The organism is Marinobacter sp. (genome assembly GCF_035268745.1).
In the GTDB taxonomy this organism is placed as follows: domain Bacteria; phylum Pseudomonadota; class Gammaproteobacteria; order Pseudomonadales; family Oleiphilaceae; genus Marinobacter.
In genome coordinates, this window is the sequence record NZ_DATFKH010000057.1 from 80,297 (window position 1) to 95,531 (window position 15,235).

The following is a 15,235-nucleotide window of genomic DNA, read 5'->3' on the forward strand; positions in this document are numbered from 1 at the left end:
GCTGACGCATGACGTCACTGGACGACATTGATGTAACCGCGCTGAAAGGCGTGGGCAGAGCGCTGGCCGATACTCTGGCGAAGCTCGGCATCCATTCGGTGCAGAATCTGCTGTTTCACCTGCCGCACCGTTATGAAGACCGGACCCGCGTTATCCCGATAGGACAATTGCGGATTGGCGACGTGGGCGTGGTTGAAGGTGAGGTGATGAAGGCGGACCTGATTATGGGTCGGCGCCGCAGCCTTCAGGTCACTCTGAAAGACAACAGCGGATTTCTGGTGATGCGGTTTTTCCACTTTAACGCCGCCCAGAAAAATCAGCTATCCGAGGGTGTCCGGGTCCGCTGTTTTGGCGAAGTTCGTCCGGGCCGTGCGGGATTCGAGTTCTATCACCCGGAATATCAGGTCAACCCGCCGCCCATGCCTGCCCGGGGTGAAGCGACGTTGACACCGGTCTACCCGTTGACTGAGGGCATCCAGCAACCCCGGGTACGCTCGCTGTGTCAGCAGGCGCTGACTTACCTCCGGCGTTACCCGGTTCATGAGTGGTTGCCGTCTCACATCATGGAGCAATATCAGTTGCCGGGCATCTCCGAGGCGGTCGAACTGGTTCACTCGCCGCCCGCCAGTGCCCAGGTTCATCTGTTAATGGAAGGCCGTCACCCCGCCCAGCAGCGGCTGGTCATGGAGGAACTGCTGGCTCACCAGCTGAGTCTGTTGAAGGTGCGGCAGCAGATCCAGGCCCGGGAGGCGCTGGCTCTGCTGCCCACCGGAGGTCTGCCTGAGCGCTTCCTTGAGGGGCTGCCATTCCAGCTGACCGGCGCCCAGCGCCAGGTCGTCAGTGAAATCCGCCAGGACCTGAGCCAGCCGGTGCCGATGCTGCGCCTGGTGCAGGGGGATGTCGGGTCAGGCAAGACCGTGGTTGCCGCGCTGGCGGCCCTCCAGGCTATCGCTGCTGGCGCCCAGGTCGCACTGATGGCACCCACCGAGATTCTGGCAGAGCAGCATCTTCAGAATTTCAAAGCCTGGCTTGAGCCACTGGGAATCCGGGTGGCCTGGTTGTCCGGGAAGGTCAAGGGCAAACCCCGTGAGTCCACGCTGGCGGAGGTGGCCAGCGGTGAAGCCGCGGTGATCATCGGCACCCATGCCCTGTTCCAGACCGATGTAGCTTTCGATCGGTTGGCCCTGGTGATTGTGGACGAGCAGCATCGCTTCGGTGTCCATCAGCGGCTGGCCCTGCGCGAGAAAGGGATAGGCGGAACCCTGGCGCCGCATCAGTTGATCATGACGGCGACTCCGATCCCACGTACGCTGGCCATGAGCGCCTATGCTGATCTGGATACCTCGGTTATTGACGAACTGCCGCCAGGTCGTAAGCCCATTGAAACCATTGTCATCCCCGACAGCCGCCGGGACGATGTCACCGATCGGGTGCGTAATGCCTGTCGCGCCGGGCGGCAGGCCTACTGGGTGTGCACTCTGATCGAGGAATCCGAAGCGTTGCAGTGTCAGGCCGCCGAGGCAACCGCCGGAGAACTGGCCGAGCGGCTGCCGGATCTGAAGGTTGGACTGATTCATGGTCGGCTGAAAGCGGCTGAAAAAGCCGAAATGATGGATCGCTTCAAATGTGGACAGCTCGATTTACTGGTGGCCACAACCGTGATAGAAGTGGGAGTGGATGTGCCCAATGCTTCGCTGATCATTATTGAAAACCCGGAACGACTGGGCCTTGCGCAGTTGCACCAGCTACGGGGCCGCGTGGGCCGGGGCGAAGAAGCCAGTTTTTGTGTGTTGATGTACCACCCACCCCTGTCCCGCAACGGTAAGGCCCGCCTGCAGGCCCTGCGGGACAGCCAGGACGGTTTCGTAATCGCCGAGAAAGACCTGGAAATCCGGGGGCCGGGGGAAGTTCTGGGTACCCGGCAGACCGGCATGATGCAGTTCCGGCTGGCGGATTTCGAACGTGATAAAGGCTGGATCGAACCGGTCCGGGTTATGGCGCCAGAGCTGATGAGCCAGCCGGACCGGGTTGATGGACTGGTCTGTCGCTGGCTGGGAGAGCGCACCCGTTACGGAGATGTCTAGGTACCCTATACTCGCGACAATCAAGTCTGTCGAACCCGATACAAGAAACAGGGGAGAAAATTATGCAACTACCTGTCGCCGTCAGGCAGGCACTGGGCGATGCCGCAGCGGAAGTGTCACTCCGCGACATCAGCCAGGCGCGAGAAGAACAACTGTTGCGGATGGTGCTTCTCAGTGATCAGCAGGGAAGCCTTCAGGTTATATGCCGGCGTGATGATCTGCTCGACATAAGCTCCCTCAACAAGCAGCTGGATCGTGATCTTCGCATGATGAGCAAGCGGGATCAGGCCCAGGCCCAGCGGCGGGCAGGTCTGAGCGAAATGCCCCCGCTGCCCTCCCTGACCGGCTGGCCGACGGTGGTTGATGAGCGCGTGGATTCGCTGTCATCCGTGGCACTCACCCTGGTTGATCAGAATCTGTGCATGGTCATGCCGAGGGAAGATTTCCAGCCGGCCATTCAGAATGCCAGTCGACATTCGTTTTCGGTGGCGGCGGATTCGATTGAGGTCAACCTCAACATGCCCGGGGAAGATCAGGCCCAGTTGCACTCGGCCATCCGGAAATTCACCAGTCTGCGAATCCAGCAGCGTCTGGAGGATACGCTGGAATTGCCCCCGCTGCCGGAAACCGCGCAACGGATTATCCATTTGCGGGTCAATCCCAATGCGGTCATGGGAGACCTGGTGGACGTGGTGGAAAGTGACCCGAGCCTTGCAGCCCAGGTGGTCAGTTGGGCGTCCTCCTCGTTCTACGCGGCAGCAGGTCAGGTGAAATCGGTTCACGATGCGATATCGCGGGTGCTGGGTTTTGATCTGGTGATGAACCTGGCGATGGGCTTGTCCCTCGGGCGTGCCCTGAAAACGCCCCAGGACAACCCGGAAGGCTATGTGGATTACTGGCAGCAGGCGATATGGCAGGCGCAGTCAGCCGGTATACTGGCAAGTATGATGCCCAGGGGTGCCCGGCCGATCTTTGGCCTGTCCTATCTGGCCGGTCTGCTGCATAACTTTGGCTATCTGGTTCTGGCCCAGGTTTTTCCGCCGCATTTCCGGCTGGTTTGCCGGACGCTGGAGGTCAATCCGCACATTGACTCAGCGGTGATTGAACACTATCTGCTGGGGGTGAGTCGCGAGCAGATTGCCTCTGAACTGATGCAGAACTGGAGTATGCCGGATGAAGTGAGTCTGGGCATCCGCTACCAGAAAAACCCGGGCTATGATGGCCCTTATGCCGTTTACGCGAAGCTGCTGTGGTTGGGGCGGCAGCTTCTGGTTGAACGTGGAGTGGCTCTTGGGGCCAGTCAGGAAGTGCCTTCAGAGCTTTACCGCGCGCTAGGGCTGGACCGGGAAAAGGTCGAGGGCCAGTTTGATCAGTTGATGGAGAGCAAGGACGAGATCATGGCGATGGCTGGCATGATGAATCCCCAGTAACAACTTCAGGTGTCACCCCACAGCCATGAAAAAAGCCGGCCCTCGGGCCGGCAAGCTCACTCGAGTGTTTCAGACCCAGAACATTTACCAGAAAAAACAGGACGTACGGTGTTTGTCAAAACACGAGGTGCCCTTTTAATCTAGCCAAAGATGGCGGAAAAGGAAGCTTCGCAGGCGGGCCTTTACAAAAAATTACAGATTCTGCTGGCGCAGAGCGGCGACGGCTTCGCGGATTCGGTCGGCGTGAGCTTCCTCAATGGCCATCCGTTCCCGGTCCATCTTTTCGACAAACCTGGTGTCTGTGTCCTGCCTGGCTTTATGGGTAGGCATGTGCTGAAGCAGGTCGTGCACTTCCTGAAAAACCCTGAACGGCGGCTGGGTGAGAAGTTCCGGCTTGACATGGTCCAACAGGCCCTTGATGCGCAGGCAGGCTTCTGAATACTCCATCTGTTCCGCTTCCACGGCCATACCCAGAACCTTCAGGCTCTCTACCATGCTGGCATGGCGTTCTTGGCGGAAGCTTTCATTCTTCTCCTGGCTGCGCCGGTGAGCTTTCAGCCGGCGCGACTGGCCCGCAATAAAACGGACTAACAGGGCACTGGCGATCAGGCCACCGATAATCAGGGTCCATTGCAGCCACTGGGGCATAAGGTTCTCCAGGTCTGAGGGTGGGAATAGCTTCAGAGCGAGAGTCAGGCACGCCTGCGTCTGCGTTCTGCGCGCCAGACTTTAATATTGACGGTCTGGCCATTGAGTACGGATGTGCCCGCTAACGGATCAATCTGTTCGTCGCTGATGACATCGTTGATGCTGGCTCCCGCGTGTTCAGTGGCAACAGTCTGAGCTGTGCCCTCACGGTCATGGCCCCAGCCGTGGGGCACTGAAACCACGCCGGGCATGATGTCGTCGGTAATCTCCACCGGCAGTACAATTGTTCCCGTGGGCGTAGTGACTTCGGCGGAGTCACCGGCCTGCAGGCCGGAGCGTGCCGCGTCCCTGGGGCTGATCATAAGGGTGCAACGTGCTTTGCCCTTCACCAGTCGCTGGCTGTTGTGCATCCAGGAATTGTTGCTGCGCACATGACGGCGCCCGATTAATAGCAGCTCGGTGGTAACCGCCTGCTGCAGAAATCCGTGGAGCCGCTCAAGGTCGGCCAGATAGCGCCTCGGGGCAAGATTGATCCGTTGATCGGAGGTGAACAGCCGCTCGGGCATGCAGGGACGAAGCGGCCCCAGGTCCACGCCGCTGGGCAGTTGCGTCAACGACCTTAGCGAGAGGCCTTTGGGAAGGTCCTGCCAGTGCCGGTTTAGAGGGCTGAGCTTGGCCAGCCCGCGAACCGGATGATTCCGGGGCAGGATATCCATCACCAGATCAATCGCCGGCTGCACCAAAACCCGCGCGGGCCCTACGTCGGCGCCGTAAGGGCCGGCGCGCAGCATCAGGTCCAGAATCGGGTCCGGCCCTAGCTGTTTGAACGCGCGCCAGCCTGCTTCCCTGCGCAGGTTCAGGCTGCCGCCTGCCCGGAGTTTCTCAAGACGGTGAGCCAGTTCCAGCATAATCTGCCAGTCGTGCCGGCTGTCCTGGCCAGCCGCGAACAGAGCCGGGCTGTAGCTGGCGGTATTGCGTACCGCGAGCATGCTGAAAATCAGGTCATAGTGGCTGCGTTCCAGCCCGGCCGTGGGCGGCAGTATCACGTCCGCATGGCGGGTGGTCTCATTCAGGAAATAATCCACTGACACCATGAAGTCGAGATTGGCAAAGGCTTCGTCGAGTCGCCGGCCGTTGGGGCTGGAGAGTACCGGGTTGCCTGCCACCGTGACAAAGGCGCGAATCTGTCCCTCGCCCGGAGTGAGCATTTCATCGGCCATGGTGCTTGCCGGAAATTCGCCGCCGAATTCGGGCAACTTTCTGACGCGGCTGACGCGGCGGCCAGAATGCCCGCGTTGCCCTGCCATGGCGCCGAGCGCCACCATATCGATGGCGGGTTGGGTGAACATCATGCCGCCGGTGGTGTCCAGCTTGCCGGTCAGAATGTTCAGCACATAAGCCAGCCAGGTGGCAACGCCGCCGAAGGCCTGGGTACTGGTCCCCATGCGGGTATAGAGCGCAGCCTTACTGGTGGTGGCAAGCTGGCGGGCAAGGCCGCGAATGGCATTGGCGGCAAGGCCGGTTTGCTCGCTCACGGTTTCAGGCCTGAAACCCAGTGAGGCCAGGCGAATCAGGTCGACATCGTTGGTCCAGTTCCCGGCATGGCCCAGGTCTACCAGATTTTCCTCGAACAGGGTGCGGACCATCGCCATCAGCAGCAGAGCATCGGTGCCGGGGCGAATAAAATGAAATTCGTCCGCGATCTTTGCGGTTTCGGTGCGCCGGGGGTCGACCACCACCATTCTGCCGCCCCGTCCCTTCAGCCTTTTCACCCGGCCCCGGAAATCCGGCACCGACATCAGGCTGCCGTTGGACGCCATGGGATTAGCGCCGATGCAGATGAACAGACTGATTCGATCAATATCCGGAATCGGGAACAGTAGCTGATGCCCGAACATTTCCAGACTTGCCAGCATGTGGGGCAACTGGTCGTTGGATGTCGCGGAAAAACGGTTGCGGGTGCCCAGTGCCTGCTGGAAGGGCAGCCCCGCGATCAGGGCGCCGTGGTTGTGGACATTGGGATTGCCCAGGTAGGTGCCGATACTGTCGCGACCATGCTCTGTACGCACCCTGTGAAGTTGCTCCGCCACCAGGTCAAAGGCCTGGTCCCACTCCATTTCCTGCCAGCCGTTGGCAGTCTGCCGGACTGGTTTGCGCAGCCGCTCCGGGTCTTCATGAAGATCCTGCAATGCCGTCGCCTTGGGGCAGATATAGCCCTGACTGAGAGGGTCTTCAGGGTCACCGCGGATTGACTGGATATGCCCGTCCTGCACCTCAATTGCGACGCCGCACATGGCCTCGCATAAGTGGCAGGTGCGGTAATGGGTGCCAGTTTTCATGGAGCTGCTCTCCGGGTGTTCATGTCAGGGTTATCGGGCTTCACGGAGCCAGACTATCAGGAAACCCGGATGATGGGAAAAGCACGGAAATAACGCTCAGGCAGTTGAGTTCGCCGCGTCGGACAGCACCGACAGCAGTCGCTGCGCGTGCTCGGCCGCTTCAGTGCCGAGACTGGTGAGGTAGCCGCCGTCCTTCTGGGTGACCAGCCCTTTCGCATAAAGTCTCTCGGCGGCCGCAATGGCGTCCTGCGAAGCGGAGTGGCTGTGCACTTTAATGCCCTCGTTAATGGATGAAAGATTGAACAGGGACAACAGGTTCATTTCTGCCAGGTGATCGGTGGTGAAGGCCATAACAGGTCCTCTGGGTGGGTTGGATTATGGGTGTGATTACAGTCTGGAAGTGAGTTGCAGGTTTCGCCAGTTTTTTATCGACTGTGCAGAGCATTGCAGGCGACCCCGGGAAGCGGGAATCGCGGGGGCCAGATCGACAGTGCCTGTGAGCCCGGAATCATGGTATTTTACAACCGCATATTTTCATTCTCAGATAAGATGCGGGCGCAAGTAAGAATCTGATTAAATCTCTGATCGATCGTGGTGTATATGAACCCAGAGAATTTTTATCTTTATGACAGATACTCCGGTTGATTCCAAAAACATACCGTCCCGGGATATAAAGCTGCTCAGGCTTACTTCACTGATTGGTGGGGTATTGATCACGCTCTTTATGATCGGTGATCTGCAATTGGTGCCCGGCGAATTATCGGCGGTTTATTTTGAAAACCGGGTCTTCTTTCAGTTGCCAATAGTTTTTGCCCTGTTTGTACTCACTTTTCACCCACGTTTTCCCGAGTTTGCGCAGCCGGCATTCCTGCTGGCGATTCTTGGCCTTACCTTCACCAATTATTACCTGATCCATGTGGCCTGGGAGCGTGCGGCGTTCAGCTTTCCGTACGAGGGAACCCTGTTATACGCATTCTTTGGCTTCTTTGTACTCGGGCTGCGACTGGGTTATTCGCTATGCCTTATGGCCCTGAGCTCGCTGGGGTTTATTGGCCTGATGTTGCTGCATCCGGTATATGGGGACCGCACGTTCATGAACGTCGGGTTTGTTGTTGGCTCCCTGTTAATAGGTGTTATCGGACGCTACCGACTCGATAATCTGATCAGCAAGCTTGAAGTTGCCAACGAAACCCTGCTTACGCTTAGCACGACCGATCCCCTGACGCAGCTGTTCAACCGCCGAGCTTTCACCAGCGAGTCAGAGCGTCTGTTCGACCTGCAGCGACGGTCGGGGCAGTCGTTGACCGTATTCATAATGGACCTTGATCACTTCAAGCAATTCAACGACCGCTATGGCCATCAGGCAGGAGATCGTGCTATCCGCTGCCAGGCCGATATCATGAGGACGGTCTTCAAACGCCAGACGGATTTTCTCGGCCGCTATGGTGGTGAGGAGTTTGTTGCAGTGACGATCGGCGACAGCCCCGCCGAATCAAGGCTCCAGGCTGAAGAGGTTCTTGCACTATGGCAGGAAATGGCCATCCCCAGCGAAAACAGCCCGAGTGGCGATTTTCTCAGCTGCTCCATCGGAGTCTGTCAGGGCTCCGCTGCTGATTTCGATTCCCTGGAGGACATGATTCTGGCGGCTGATCAGGCACTCTACCAGGCGAAAAATATGGGTCGGGGCAGATTTGTGGTCGCCGGGCCTGGCAAGCAACAAGGACAGTGGGCGCGCGATGACGCTCAGTTTTCGCAATAATCGGAGGCCAGGCGCAATGACATTCAGAACAGCAGATTCCAGAACCCGGTTGTCGTGCTCTATGCCCGCACCCGGTTTTTGCGCTGGACGCCGGGGAAACGGATTGTGAAAAAGAGCATCAAGGGTAGCCGGCGCGTCATTGACTCCGGGCTGACAGCCAGATTCAGTTTCTTCAGCCTGCTGGTGCTGCTGGTGACGATGCTGGCCATCGGTGTGTGGCTGACACTGCGCATTGAAGCAGCCACTCTTGAGCGCAGCAGTAAGCTCACCGGTACCTATATGCAGATCCTCATGGGACCGCACCTGCGCCGACTGGAGGCTGGTGGCTGGCAGGATGAAGAAGCTCTTGCGGCCCTCGACGAACACTTCCGGGATCAGGCGGTGCTTGAGGATGTCCCGGTCGTCAAGGTCTGGCGGCCCGATGGCACTGTTGTCTACAGCAACAACCCGAAGCTGATCGGTAGCCAGTTCGCGGTGACCGATGATCTGGAGCGGGCCCTGGCCGGGGAAGTGGTAAGTGGGATCAGCGAATTGGGGGACGATGAAAACCTCTATGAGCGTGAGCTGGCGCCGCAGTTGATGGAGATCTACGTGCCGGTGCGCCGCCGCCAGAATGGTGAAATCTATGCGGTGGCGGAATTCTACATTTCCGTGAGTTCCTTGGGCGCGACAATTGACGCCGCCCGTCTTCAGACCTGGGCTGTGGTCGCGGGGCTGGCGGTGATGGCGTATTTTCTGCTGCTGGGCATGATGCGCCAGGCCGGGCGTACCATGCGAAACCAGCGGAATGAGCTGCGCCGCTATTCACGCCGCCTGCAGGCGCTGCTACAGGAGAACCGGCGCATGAATGAAAAGGTGATGGCTGCCGGTGCCAATGCCATGGCGGTCAATGAGCGTTATCTCCAGCGTCTGTCGGCCGACCTGCATGATGGCGCTGGCCAGGATCTGGCGTTGGTGCTGCTGCGCCTGGAAGAACTTCGGGACCGTTGTCGCCCCTGCTTCACGCCCGACGGGGCAGTGGATGAAGTCATTGCTGCCAATGAGTTTGACACCATGATGGCGGCCCTGCAATCCGCCCTCCGGGATGTCCGCAGCCTGAGCAACGGGTTGCGCCTTTCCGCGATTGATTCGGCGTCTGTGGGCGAGATTATGCACCGTGGGGTGCGGGATTACCGGCGCAAGACCGGCCGGCAGGTGGAGGTGACGCTGGAAGGCGATGATAAAGATGCCCCCCAGCCGGTCAAGATTACCCTCTACCGGGTGGTGCAGGAGGCCCTTATGAACAGTTTCCTGCATGCCGGGGAGGCGGACCAGAGGGTCATTCTCGAAGTGACTGAGACCCGGGTCAGGCTGCAGGTCACCGATACTGGCTGCGGTTTTGAGGTGGCGGGTATCCTGGCCAGCGGCGGTCGCCTCGGCCTGGTGGGTATGCGCGACCGGGTGGAACTGCTTGCGGGCGATTTCGACTGTTACAGTGCCCCGGGTGAGGGCACCACGATCACCGTCATTCTGCCTTTAAGCTATGCCGGACTTCCGTCGTGAACGGCCCCGTTGGTCTGCCCGGAGCCCGAATAAGGCGGTCCGCGCGGGGGTCAGACCAAAGTCTATGGTCGCTGTCGAGGGCCGCTGTTATAGTCTCGATGTTGAAGTTTCCGGTTGCCTCTTGCCATGAAAAGATTTTCCGCTGTATTCGTTCGTATGCAATCCCGTAAGACTTCCTGTCAGGCTGATGACTCCCGGCAACAGGGTTGCCCGGTGCACCGGGGCTGGCGCCTGGCCGCTGGCTTGCTGCTGCTGACAGCCTTTGGTAGCACCCTGGCCCAGAGCGAGGGGGCACCCGGCGGGCAGCAGGTCTATATGGACAACTGCTCGGTCTGTCATGGTGAATCCGGCGACGGCAAAAGCGGGGCCCGCTTCGGCCTGAAGCCCCCACCGGCCTCCTTCGTGGACAATTATTCCGGCACCCGTGAGCAGATGCTGGCAGTGGCCACTCACGGCATTCCCGGAACCGCCATGGTGGGCTGGGGTACCCGCCTGAGTGACCTGGAACTTGCTGCGGCGGTTGATTATATAATCGAGGCCTTTGTCGAAAGCAGTGCCGTCAGTCAGGACCCCCACGCAGGACTGGCCGCTATGCCCTCATCTCCGCTGGTCGAAGCGCCGGGGCAGGCTCGATCCCAGGCCACCGAGGCCGCCAGGCCGTCGGGAACTGATCACCCCGGCGCTGAATCCTATGCCAGTAACTGTTCGGTCTGTCATGGCGAAACCGGTGAAGGTGCGGTCTGGGGGCGCGAGGGACTCAATCCACCGCCGGTTGATTTTACTGATGAGACGGCCACGCAGGGCCTTACCCGTGCCCGCATGATCGCTTCGGTGATTCACGGGCGCCCGGGAACTGCCATGGTGGGTTTCGGTAAACGCATTCCCCAGGATGAGATCGAGGCCATGGTTGACTATATCCGCTCGGAATTCATGGGCCTGGACTCACCGGCCAGTGCGGCGCCGGCCAGTGCTGCACCGGTCGTGGCCACTGCAACCCCCGAACTACAGCAGGCACCGGCAGTCACCCAGCCCGAAGTTGCCAAGGGCGTGACCCCCAGGGATTACATGGGCTATGAGAGCGTTCCCATGGATACCCCAATGCCGTCAGGTGTGAACGGGGATGCTGCCAGGGGTGCCGTGCTTTTTGCCGCCAGCTGCGTGTCCTGTCATGGTGCCGAGGGCAAGGGTGACGGGCCCCGGGCCTATTTCATCTTTCCCAAGCCCCGTAACTTTACTTCCCCTGAGTCGCGGCGAGCACTTAATCGCCCTGCCATTTCTATGGCCGTACAACACGGAGTCCGCGGACGGGAAATGCCGGCGTGGCGTCATGTGTTGAGCGACCAGGAGATTGCAGACGTTAGCGAGTATGTTTTCAGTGCGTTTATCGAACCCCGGTAAGACCCCGGGACCATCGCAAGGCCAGGGGCGCCAGGGAAGTGTCGGCCGGCAGTGGACGGCTCTGATGTTACTGATCGCACTGATCACGGCTGGTTGTCAGGGTGGCGGAATGCGGGATCAGTCTGCTGACTCTTCCCTGGCTGCGAGGGTGGAATTACCGCCAGGGGTTTCCGAAACCCAGCATGCGGGTGATTTCGGTAGTCATTACGATGCCAGGCAGCCGGGTGATCTTGAGTTGCAGCGGCCGTCTCAGGCGCTGTCAGATTTCCCTCGCACCCGCCTGGGCGAAGTGGACTGGGTGATCGCCATGGAGAAAGGGCTGATCAACCCTCGTAAGGGTCTGCAGGAAGATGCCGAAATGGAAGTTCTCGACCTGGATGTCATCATGCCCCGTGTCAGAGGAATGCCCGAGGTGCTATTTTCCCATAAGGTCCATACCGAGTGGCTGGGTTGTGAAAGCTGTCATGACCAGTTGTTCGCCAAAAAGGCGGGTGCCCACCGCGCCACCATGAACGACATTTTTGCGGGCAAGTCCTGCGGCACCTGTCACGACAGGGTGGCCTTCTCCACCTACACCTGTGACCGCTGCCACAGCGTGGTTCCGGGGAAAGACTAGCTGAGGTGATGTAATGAAAATACGGACTAGGTGCTTGCGCAGTATTCCGTTGGCGGCGCTCCTGGTATTGGCAGGTAACCCGGTTGCCCAGGCCCAGCAAACGGATGTCAGTGAGTCTTCGCTGACCGCCGCGGAATCAGAGTCGGGGCCAGTGGAAACCCCGGACGAGACTGTTGACCGGGCTCTGCAGATTTTTGGCTCGGGTGACATTATTCAGGCTATGCAGATTCTTCAGCCGGTGGCTGAACAGGGACACCCCCGGGCCCAGGTGCGACTTGCCTATATCTATGACCAGGCGCGCTATTACGATGAAGCCCTGCACTGGTACCGGGAAGCCGCCGAGGCAGGTAACACCGAAGCAGCCATAGGCCTGGCCGTCATGTACTCCGCCGGTGATGGCACCGAACCTGATCCGGAGGCCGCGGGCCGGTGGATGCGCAAGGCGGCAGACAATGGTGAGGTCCGTGCCATGGTGGCCATAGCCGACGCCTATGAACGCGGCGGATTGGGCATGGAGATTGATGCGGAGCAGGCGGTGAACTGGTATACGCGCGCCGCAGAACATGGTTCCCGCTCTGCCCGCGAGCGATTGTTCGAAGCCTATACCAGCGGTGAGCTGGGGTTGCCTCAGGATGCCGCAGCGGCACAGCAGTGGTCAGCCTCACCGGTCGCCGGTGAACAATGACTTATCAGGGCCTATGAGGACAGTGACCATGAGTATGACCGGATTAAAGAGCCTTGTCTGGGCGCTGCTGATCGCGCTGGTATCGACGCCATTGTTGGCGGCAGACCCCAATGAAGGGCGCCGCGTGTATAACGAGCAGTGTGCCTACTGTCATGGTGTTGATGGCAACGGGGAATTGCCGGGAATGCCCAATTTCCAGCGGGGTGAGCGGCTGATGCAGGCGGACCAGAGCCTGTTCAGGGCGATCAGTGACGGTCGCGGCAGTATGCCCTCTTTTGACGGATTGCTGGATGAGCGGGAAATTCTGGATGTGATCGCCTACCTGCGGACATTCATGGGTCAGTACTAATCGCCTGCCCCCGGGGGGCAGAACAGCGTATAGCGGAGGAAATGATGTTGCATCAAGGATTCAGGCACCGGGTCTGGCAAGGGCTTGCGGCCGGCCTGCTGATGACGCTGGCTGCGGGCGGCGCGGCGGCACAGCAGGACGTCAGCTACGGGGTGCTGGATAGCTTTAATGTGGGTGAGAATGTTTATGTCCGCTCGCTGGCCGTGGAGGAGGCGACCAGTACCCTGTGGGTCGGTACCTCGGCAGGGCTGATGGAAATCGGTCTGAACCACCTTGATGTCCGCAATACCTTCACCCGGGCCGACGGCCTGGCGAACGAGTATATTTTTGCCATCGGCATCGACAGCCGGGGCTACAAGTGGTTCGGGACCAATGCCGGAGGCGTCTCCCGCTACCGGGACGGCAACTGGCAGACGTTCTTCCCCAGGGACGGGCTGGCGGACTACTGGGTTTATGCCTTTACCGAACAGGCCAACGGCGACTTCTGGATTGGCACCTGGGCCGGCGCCAATCGGGTGGACCTTGATACTCTGGAATTCGAGACCTTCCTCAACGAACTGATCAATGAGTGGGTCTATGGCCTGGCGGTTGACTCCCGCGATCGCGTCTGGTTCGGCACCGAAGGCGGCGTCTCGATGTTTGACGGTGAAGCCTGGCAGCACTGGACCCACGATGACGGGCTGGGCGGCGATAACGAGGAGGACCTCGCGGTAAGCACCAATACCGGGCTGGGGACCCGCACCCGCCATGACCTGACAGTGCTGGAAGGGGGCGAGGATACCTTCAACCCCAATTATGTCTTCTCAATGCACGCCGACCCTCAGGACAGGATCTGGGCCGGGACCTGGGGTGGAGGCGTCAGCGTATTCGAGGACGGCAGCTGGCGTAACTACACCACGGCCGACGGTCTGGCCGGTAACCTGGTTTACAGTATTCTTCAGGACCGTGACGGTGTCTTCTGGTTCGGCACCAACCGCGGGGTCAGCCGCTTTGATGGTAAAACCTGGCAGGCCTTCGACAGCGAAGACGGCTTGCCCGGCAACCATGTCTATTCCCTGGTCCAGACCCCGGACGGCACAGTCTGGGCAGCCAGTCGTGGCGGTGTGACCCGCATTGGCCCCGTGCAGTAACCCTATCGGATCAACGACAGCAGGACTTCAGCGAATGAATATCAAACAGGTAGCAATAGTCGGCGGGCTTGTGGCAGCAGTAGCAGTGGTGCTGGTCATTTTCAATGCGAGTGAGCAAGAGGCGGCAACTGCTGCGTCAGTGCAACCGGGCCATAGCGAGACAACGGCGCAGTCTGAGCAGGCGGCACCGGATCAGGAAGCCACCGCGGATTCCTCCGGGATTCAGTTTACCCATTTCCGTGTGGGCCAGCGTAACGTCAAGGCTATTCATCCCGATGGGCCGCTGGTCTGGGTCGGTACCTCCGGGGGAGTGATCCGTTACGACAGCCGCACTCAGGACTATAAGCTGATTGATAACCGCAACGGTCTGCTTGCCAACGGTATTTTCTATGTCGGCGAACTGGAAGGCCGCACCGCAGTAGGTACTTACGGTGGTGGCCTGTCGCTGCTGACCGCCGATGGCAGTGACTGGGAAACCTATAATGTTCCGGACGGACTGGGAGATGCATTCGTCTATGACGCAGCCCTGGATGCCAGTGGTGATCTCTGGATTGCCACCTGGTCGGGTGTTAACCGGGTGCGCGGCGGTGTTGATGGCCTTGATGATCCGGGCCAGTGGGATCTGTACACGGTGGCCAATACCGATAATGGCCTGCCCAACGACTGGGTCTATGCCCTGGCACCTGCCGAGGACGGTACCGTGTGGATGGCTACGGAAGGTGGTCTGGCCGCCTGGCGTGACGGCGACTGGGAAAGCTGGAAACACGAGGACGGCCTGGGAGCCCCCTATGACTCGGTAAAGGACAGCATTACCTTCATGGACGACCCTGCCGATGTTTCCCAGCATCATTCCCGTCAGAAGCAGGACATGGGCTTCGCTGAAGTGGATATGGCCTATAACGCCAATTATGTGGTCGCCCTTGAACTGGATGGCCAGGGTGGCGTCTGGACCGGTACCTGGGGTGCCGGCCTGTCCCATTTTGATGGTGAGAAATGGCAGACCTATACCACCGAGGATGGCCTGCCGGCCAACCATGTTTTCGCTCTTCACCGGGATGCCGATAACCGTCTCTGGATCGGCACCAGTGACGGCCTGGCGAGGCTGGGGTCAGAGGGTGAGGGATTCCGGGTATATACCACCCAGGCTGGCCTGTTCGCCAACCTCGTGTTTTCAATCAGCTCGGTGCCCGACCAGGATGCCCTCTGGGTCGGTTCCTACGGCGGTGTTGCCCGGGTGATTGGCCTGCAGTGAGGC

13 protein-coding genes are annotated in these 15,235 nt (G+C 59.7%); 10 read left to right on the top strand and 3 right to left on the bottom strand.

Features of this window, described 5'->3' with window-relative positions:
• Positions 1-8 precede the first annotated feature (8 nt).
• Positions 9-2,084 (top strand): ATP-dependent DNA helicase RecG, encoded by a 2,076-nt coding sequence (gene recG, locus VJ956_RS05170; protein WP_324082402.1) that lies wholly within the window; start codon positions 9-11, stop codon positions 2,082-2,084.
• Between the two features lie 62 nt (positions 2,085-2,146).
• Positions 2,147-3,514 (top strand): aminoacyl-tRNA deacylase and HDOD domain-containing protein, encoded by a 1,368-nt coding sequence (locus VJ956_RS05175; protein ID WP_324082403.1) that lies wholly within the window; start codon positions 2,147-2,149, stop codon positions 3,512-3,514.
• Positions 3,515-3,706: 192 nt separating this feature from the next.
• On the opposite strand, the gene VJ956_RS05180 is transcribed toward VJ956_RS05175, so the two are convergent.
• The 3 genes from VJ956_RS05180 to VJ956_RS05190 all read right to left on the bottom strand — a co-directional run bounded on the left by VJ956_RS05180 (position 3,707) and on the right by VJ956_RS05190 (position 6,852).
• Positions 3,707-4,162: a DUF2489 domain-containing protein gene (locus VJ956_RS05180; protein WP_324082405.1), complete on the bottom strand. Its 456-nt coding sequence runs from the start codon at positions 4,160-4,162 to the stop codon at positions 3,707-3,709.
• Between the two features lie 44 nt (positions 4,163-4,206).
• On the bottom strand, positions 4,207-6,501 hold the full coding sequence (locus VJ956_RS05185; protein WP_324082408.1) for a molybdopterin oxidoreductase family protein: 2,295 nt from the start codon (positions 6,499-6,501) through the stop codon (positions 4,207-4,209).
• A 96-nt stretch (positions 6,502-6,597) separates the two neighbouring features.
• Entirely contained in the window at positions 6,598-6,852 is a 255-nt protein-coding gene (locus VJ956_RS05190) for a TIGR02647 family protein (protein WP_324082410.1), read from the bottom strand.
• Between the two features lie 274 nt (positions 6,853-7,126).
• On the opposite strand from VJ956_RS05190, the gene VJ956_RS05195 reads away from it, so the two are divergent.
• From VJ956_RS05195 to VJ956_RS05230, 8 genes are all read left to right on the top strand, one after another.
• The gene (locus VJ956_RS05195) at positions 7,127-8,260 is read left to right on the top strand and encodes a GGDEF domain-containing protein (protein ID WP_324082412.1); all 1,134 of its coding nucleotides are present in this window, start codon (positions 7,127-7,129) and stop codon (positions 8,258-8,260) included.
• Positions 8,261-8,365: 105 nt separating this feature from the next.
• The gene (locus VJ956_RS05200; RefSeq protein ID WP_324082414.1) at positions 8,366-9,802 is read left to right on the top strand and encodes a sensor histidine kinase; all 1,437 of its coding nucleotides are present in this window, start codon (positions 8,366-8,368) and stop codon (positions 9,800-9,802) included.
• A gap of 126 nt (positions 9,803-9,928) precedes the next feature.
• The gene (locus tag VJ956_RS05205; RefSeq protein WP_324082416.1) at positions 9,929-11,200 is read left to right on the top strand and encodes a c-type cytochrome; all 1,272 of its coding nucleotides are present in this window, start codon (positions 9,929-9,931) and stop codon (positions 11,198-11,200) included.
• Between the two features lie 64 nt (positions 11,201-11,264).
• A complete protein-coding gene (locus tag VJ956_RS05210) occupies positions 11,265-11,816 on the top strand; it encodes a cytochrome c3 family protein (RefSeq protein WP_324082417.1) in 552 nt (183 codons plus the stop codon).
• Between the two features lie 13 nt (positions 11,817-11,829).
• The gene (locus VJ956_RS05215) at positions 11,830-12,501 is read left to right on the top strand and encodes a tetratricopeptide repeat protein (protein ID WP_324082420.1); all 672 of its coding nucleotides are present in this window, start codon (positions 11,830-11,832) and stop codon (positions 12,499-12,501) included.
• A gap of 28 nt (positions 12,502-12,529) precedes the next feature.
• The gene (locus VJ956_RS05220) at positions 12,530-12,850 is read left to right on the top strand and encodes a cytochrome c (RefSeq protein WP_324082422.1); all 321 of its coding nucleotides are present in this window, start codon (positions 12,530-12,532) and stop codon (positions 12,848-12,850) included.
• Positions 12,851-12,891: 41 nt separating this feature from the next.
• Positions 12,892-13,980, top strand: coding sequence for a ligand-binding sensor domain-containing protein (locus VJ956_RS05225; RefSeq protein ID WP_324082424.1), 1,089 nt, complete (start codon positions 12,892-12,894; stop codon positions 13,978-13,980).
• A 34-nt stretch (positions 13,981-14,014) separates the two neighbouring features.
• Entirely contained in the window at positions 14,015-15,232 is a 1,218-nt protein-coding gene (locus VJ956_RS05230; protein ID WP_324082426.1) for a ligand-binding sensor domain-containing protein, read from the top strand.
• Positions 15,233-15,235 lie beyond the last annotated feature (3 nt).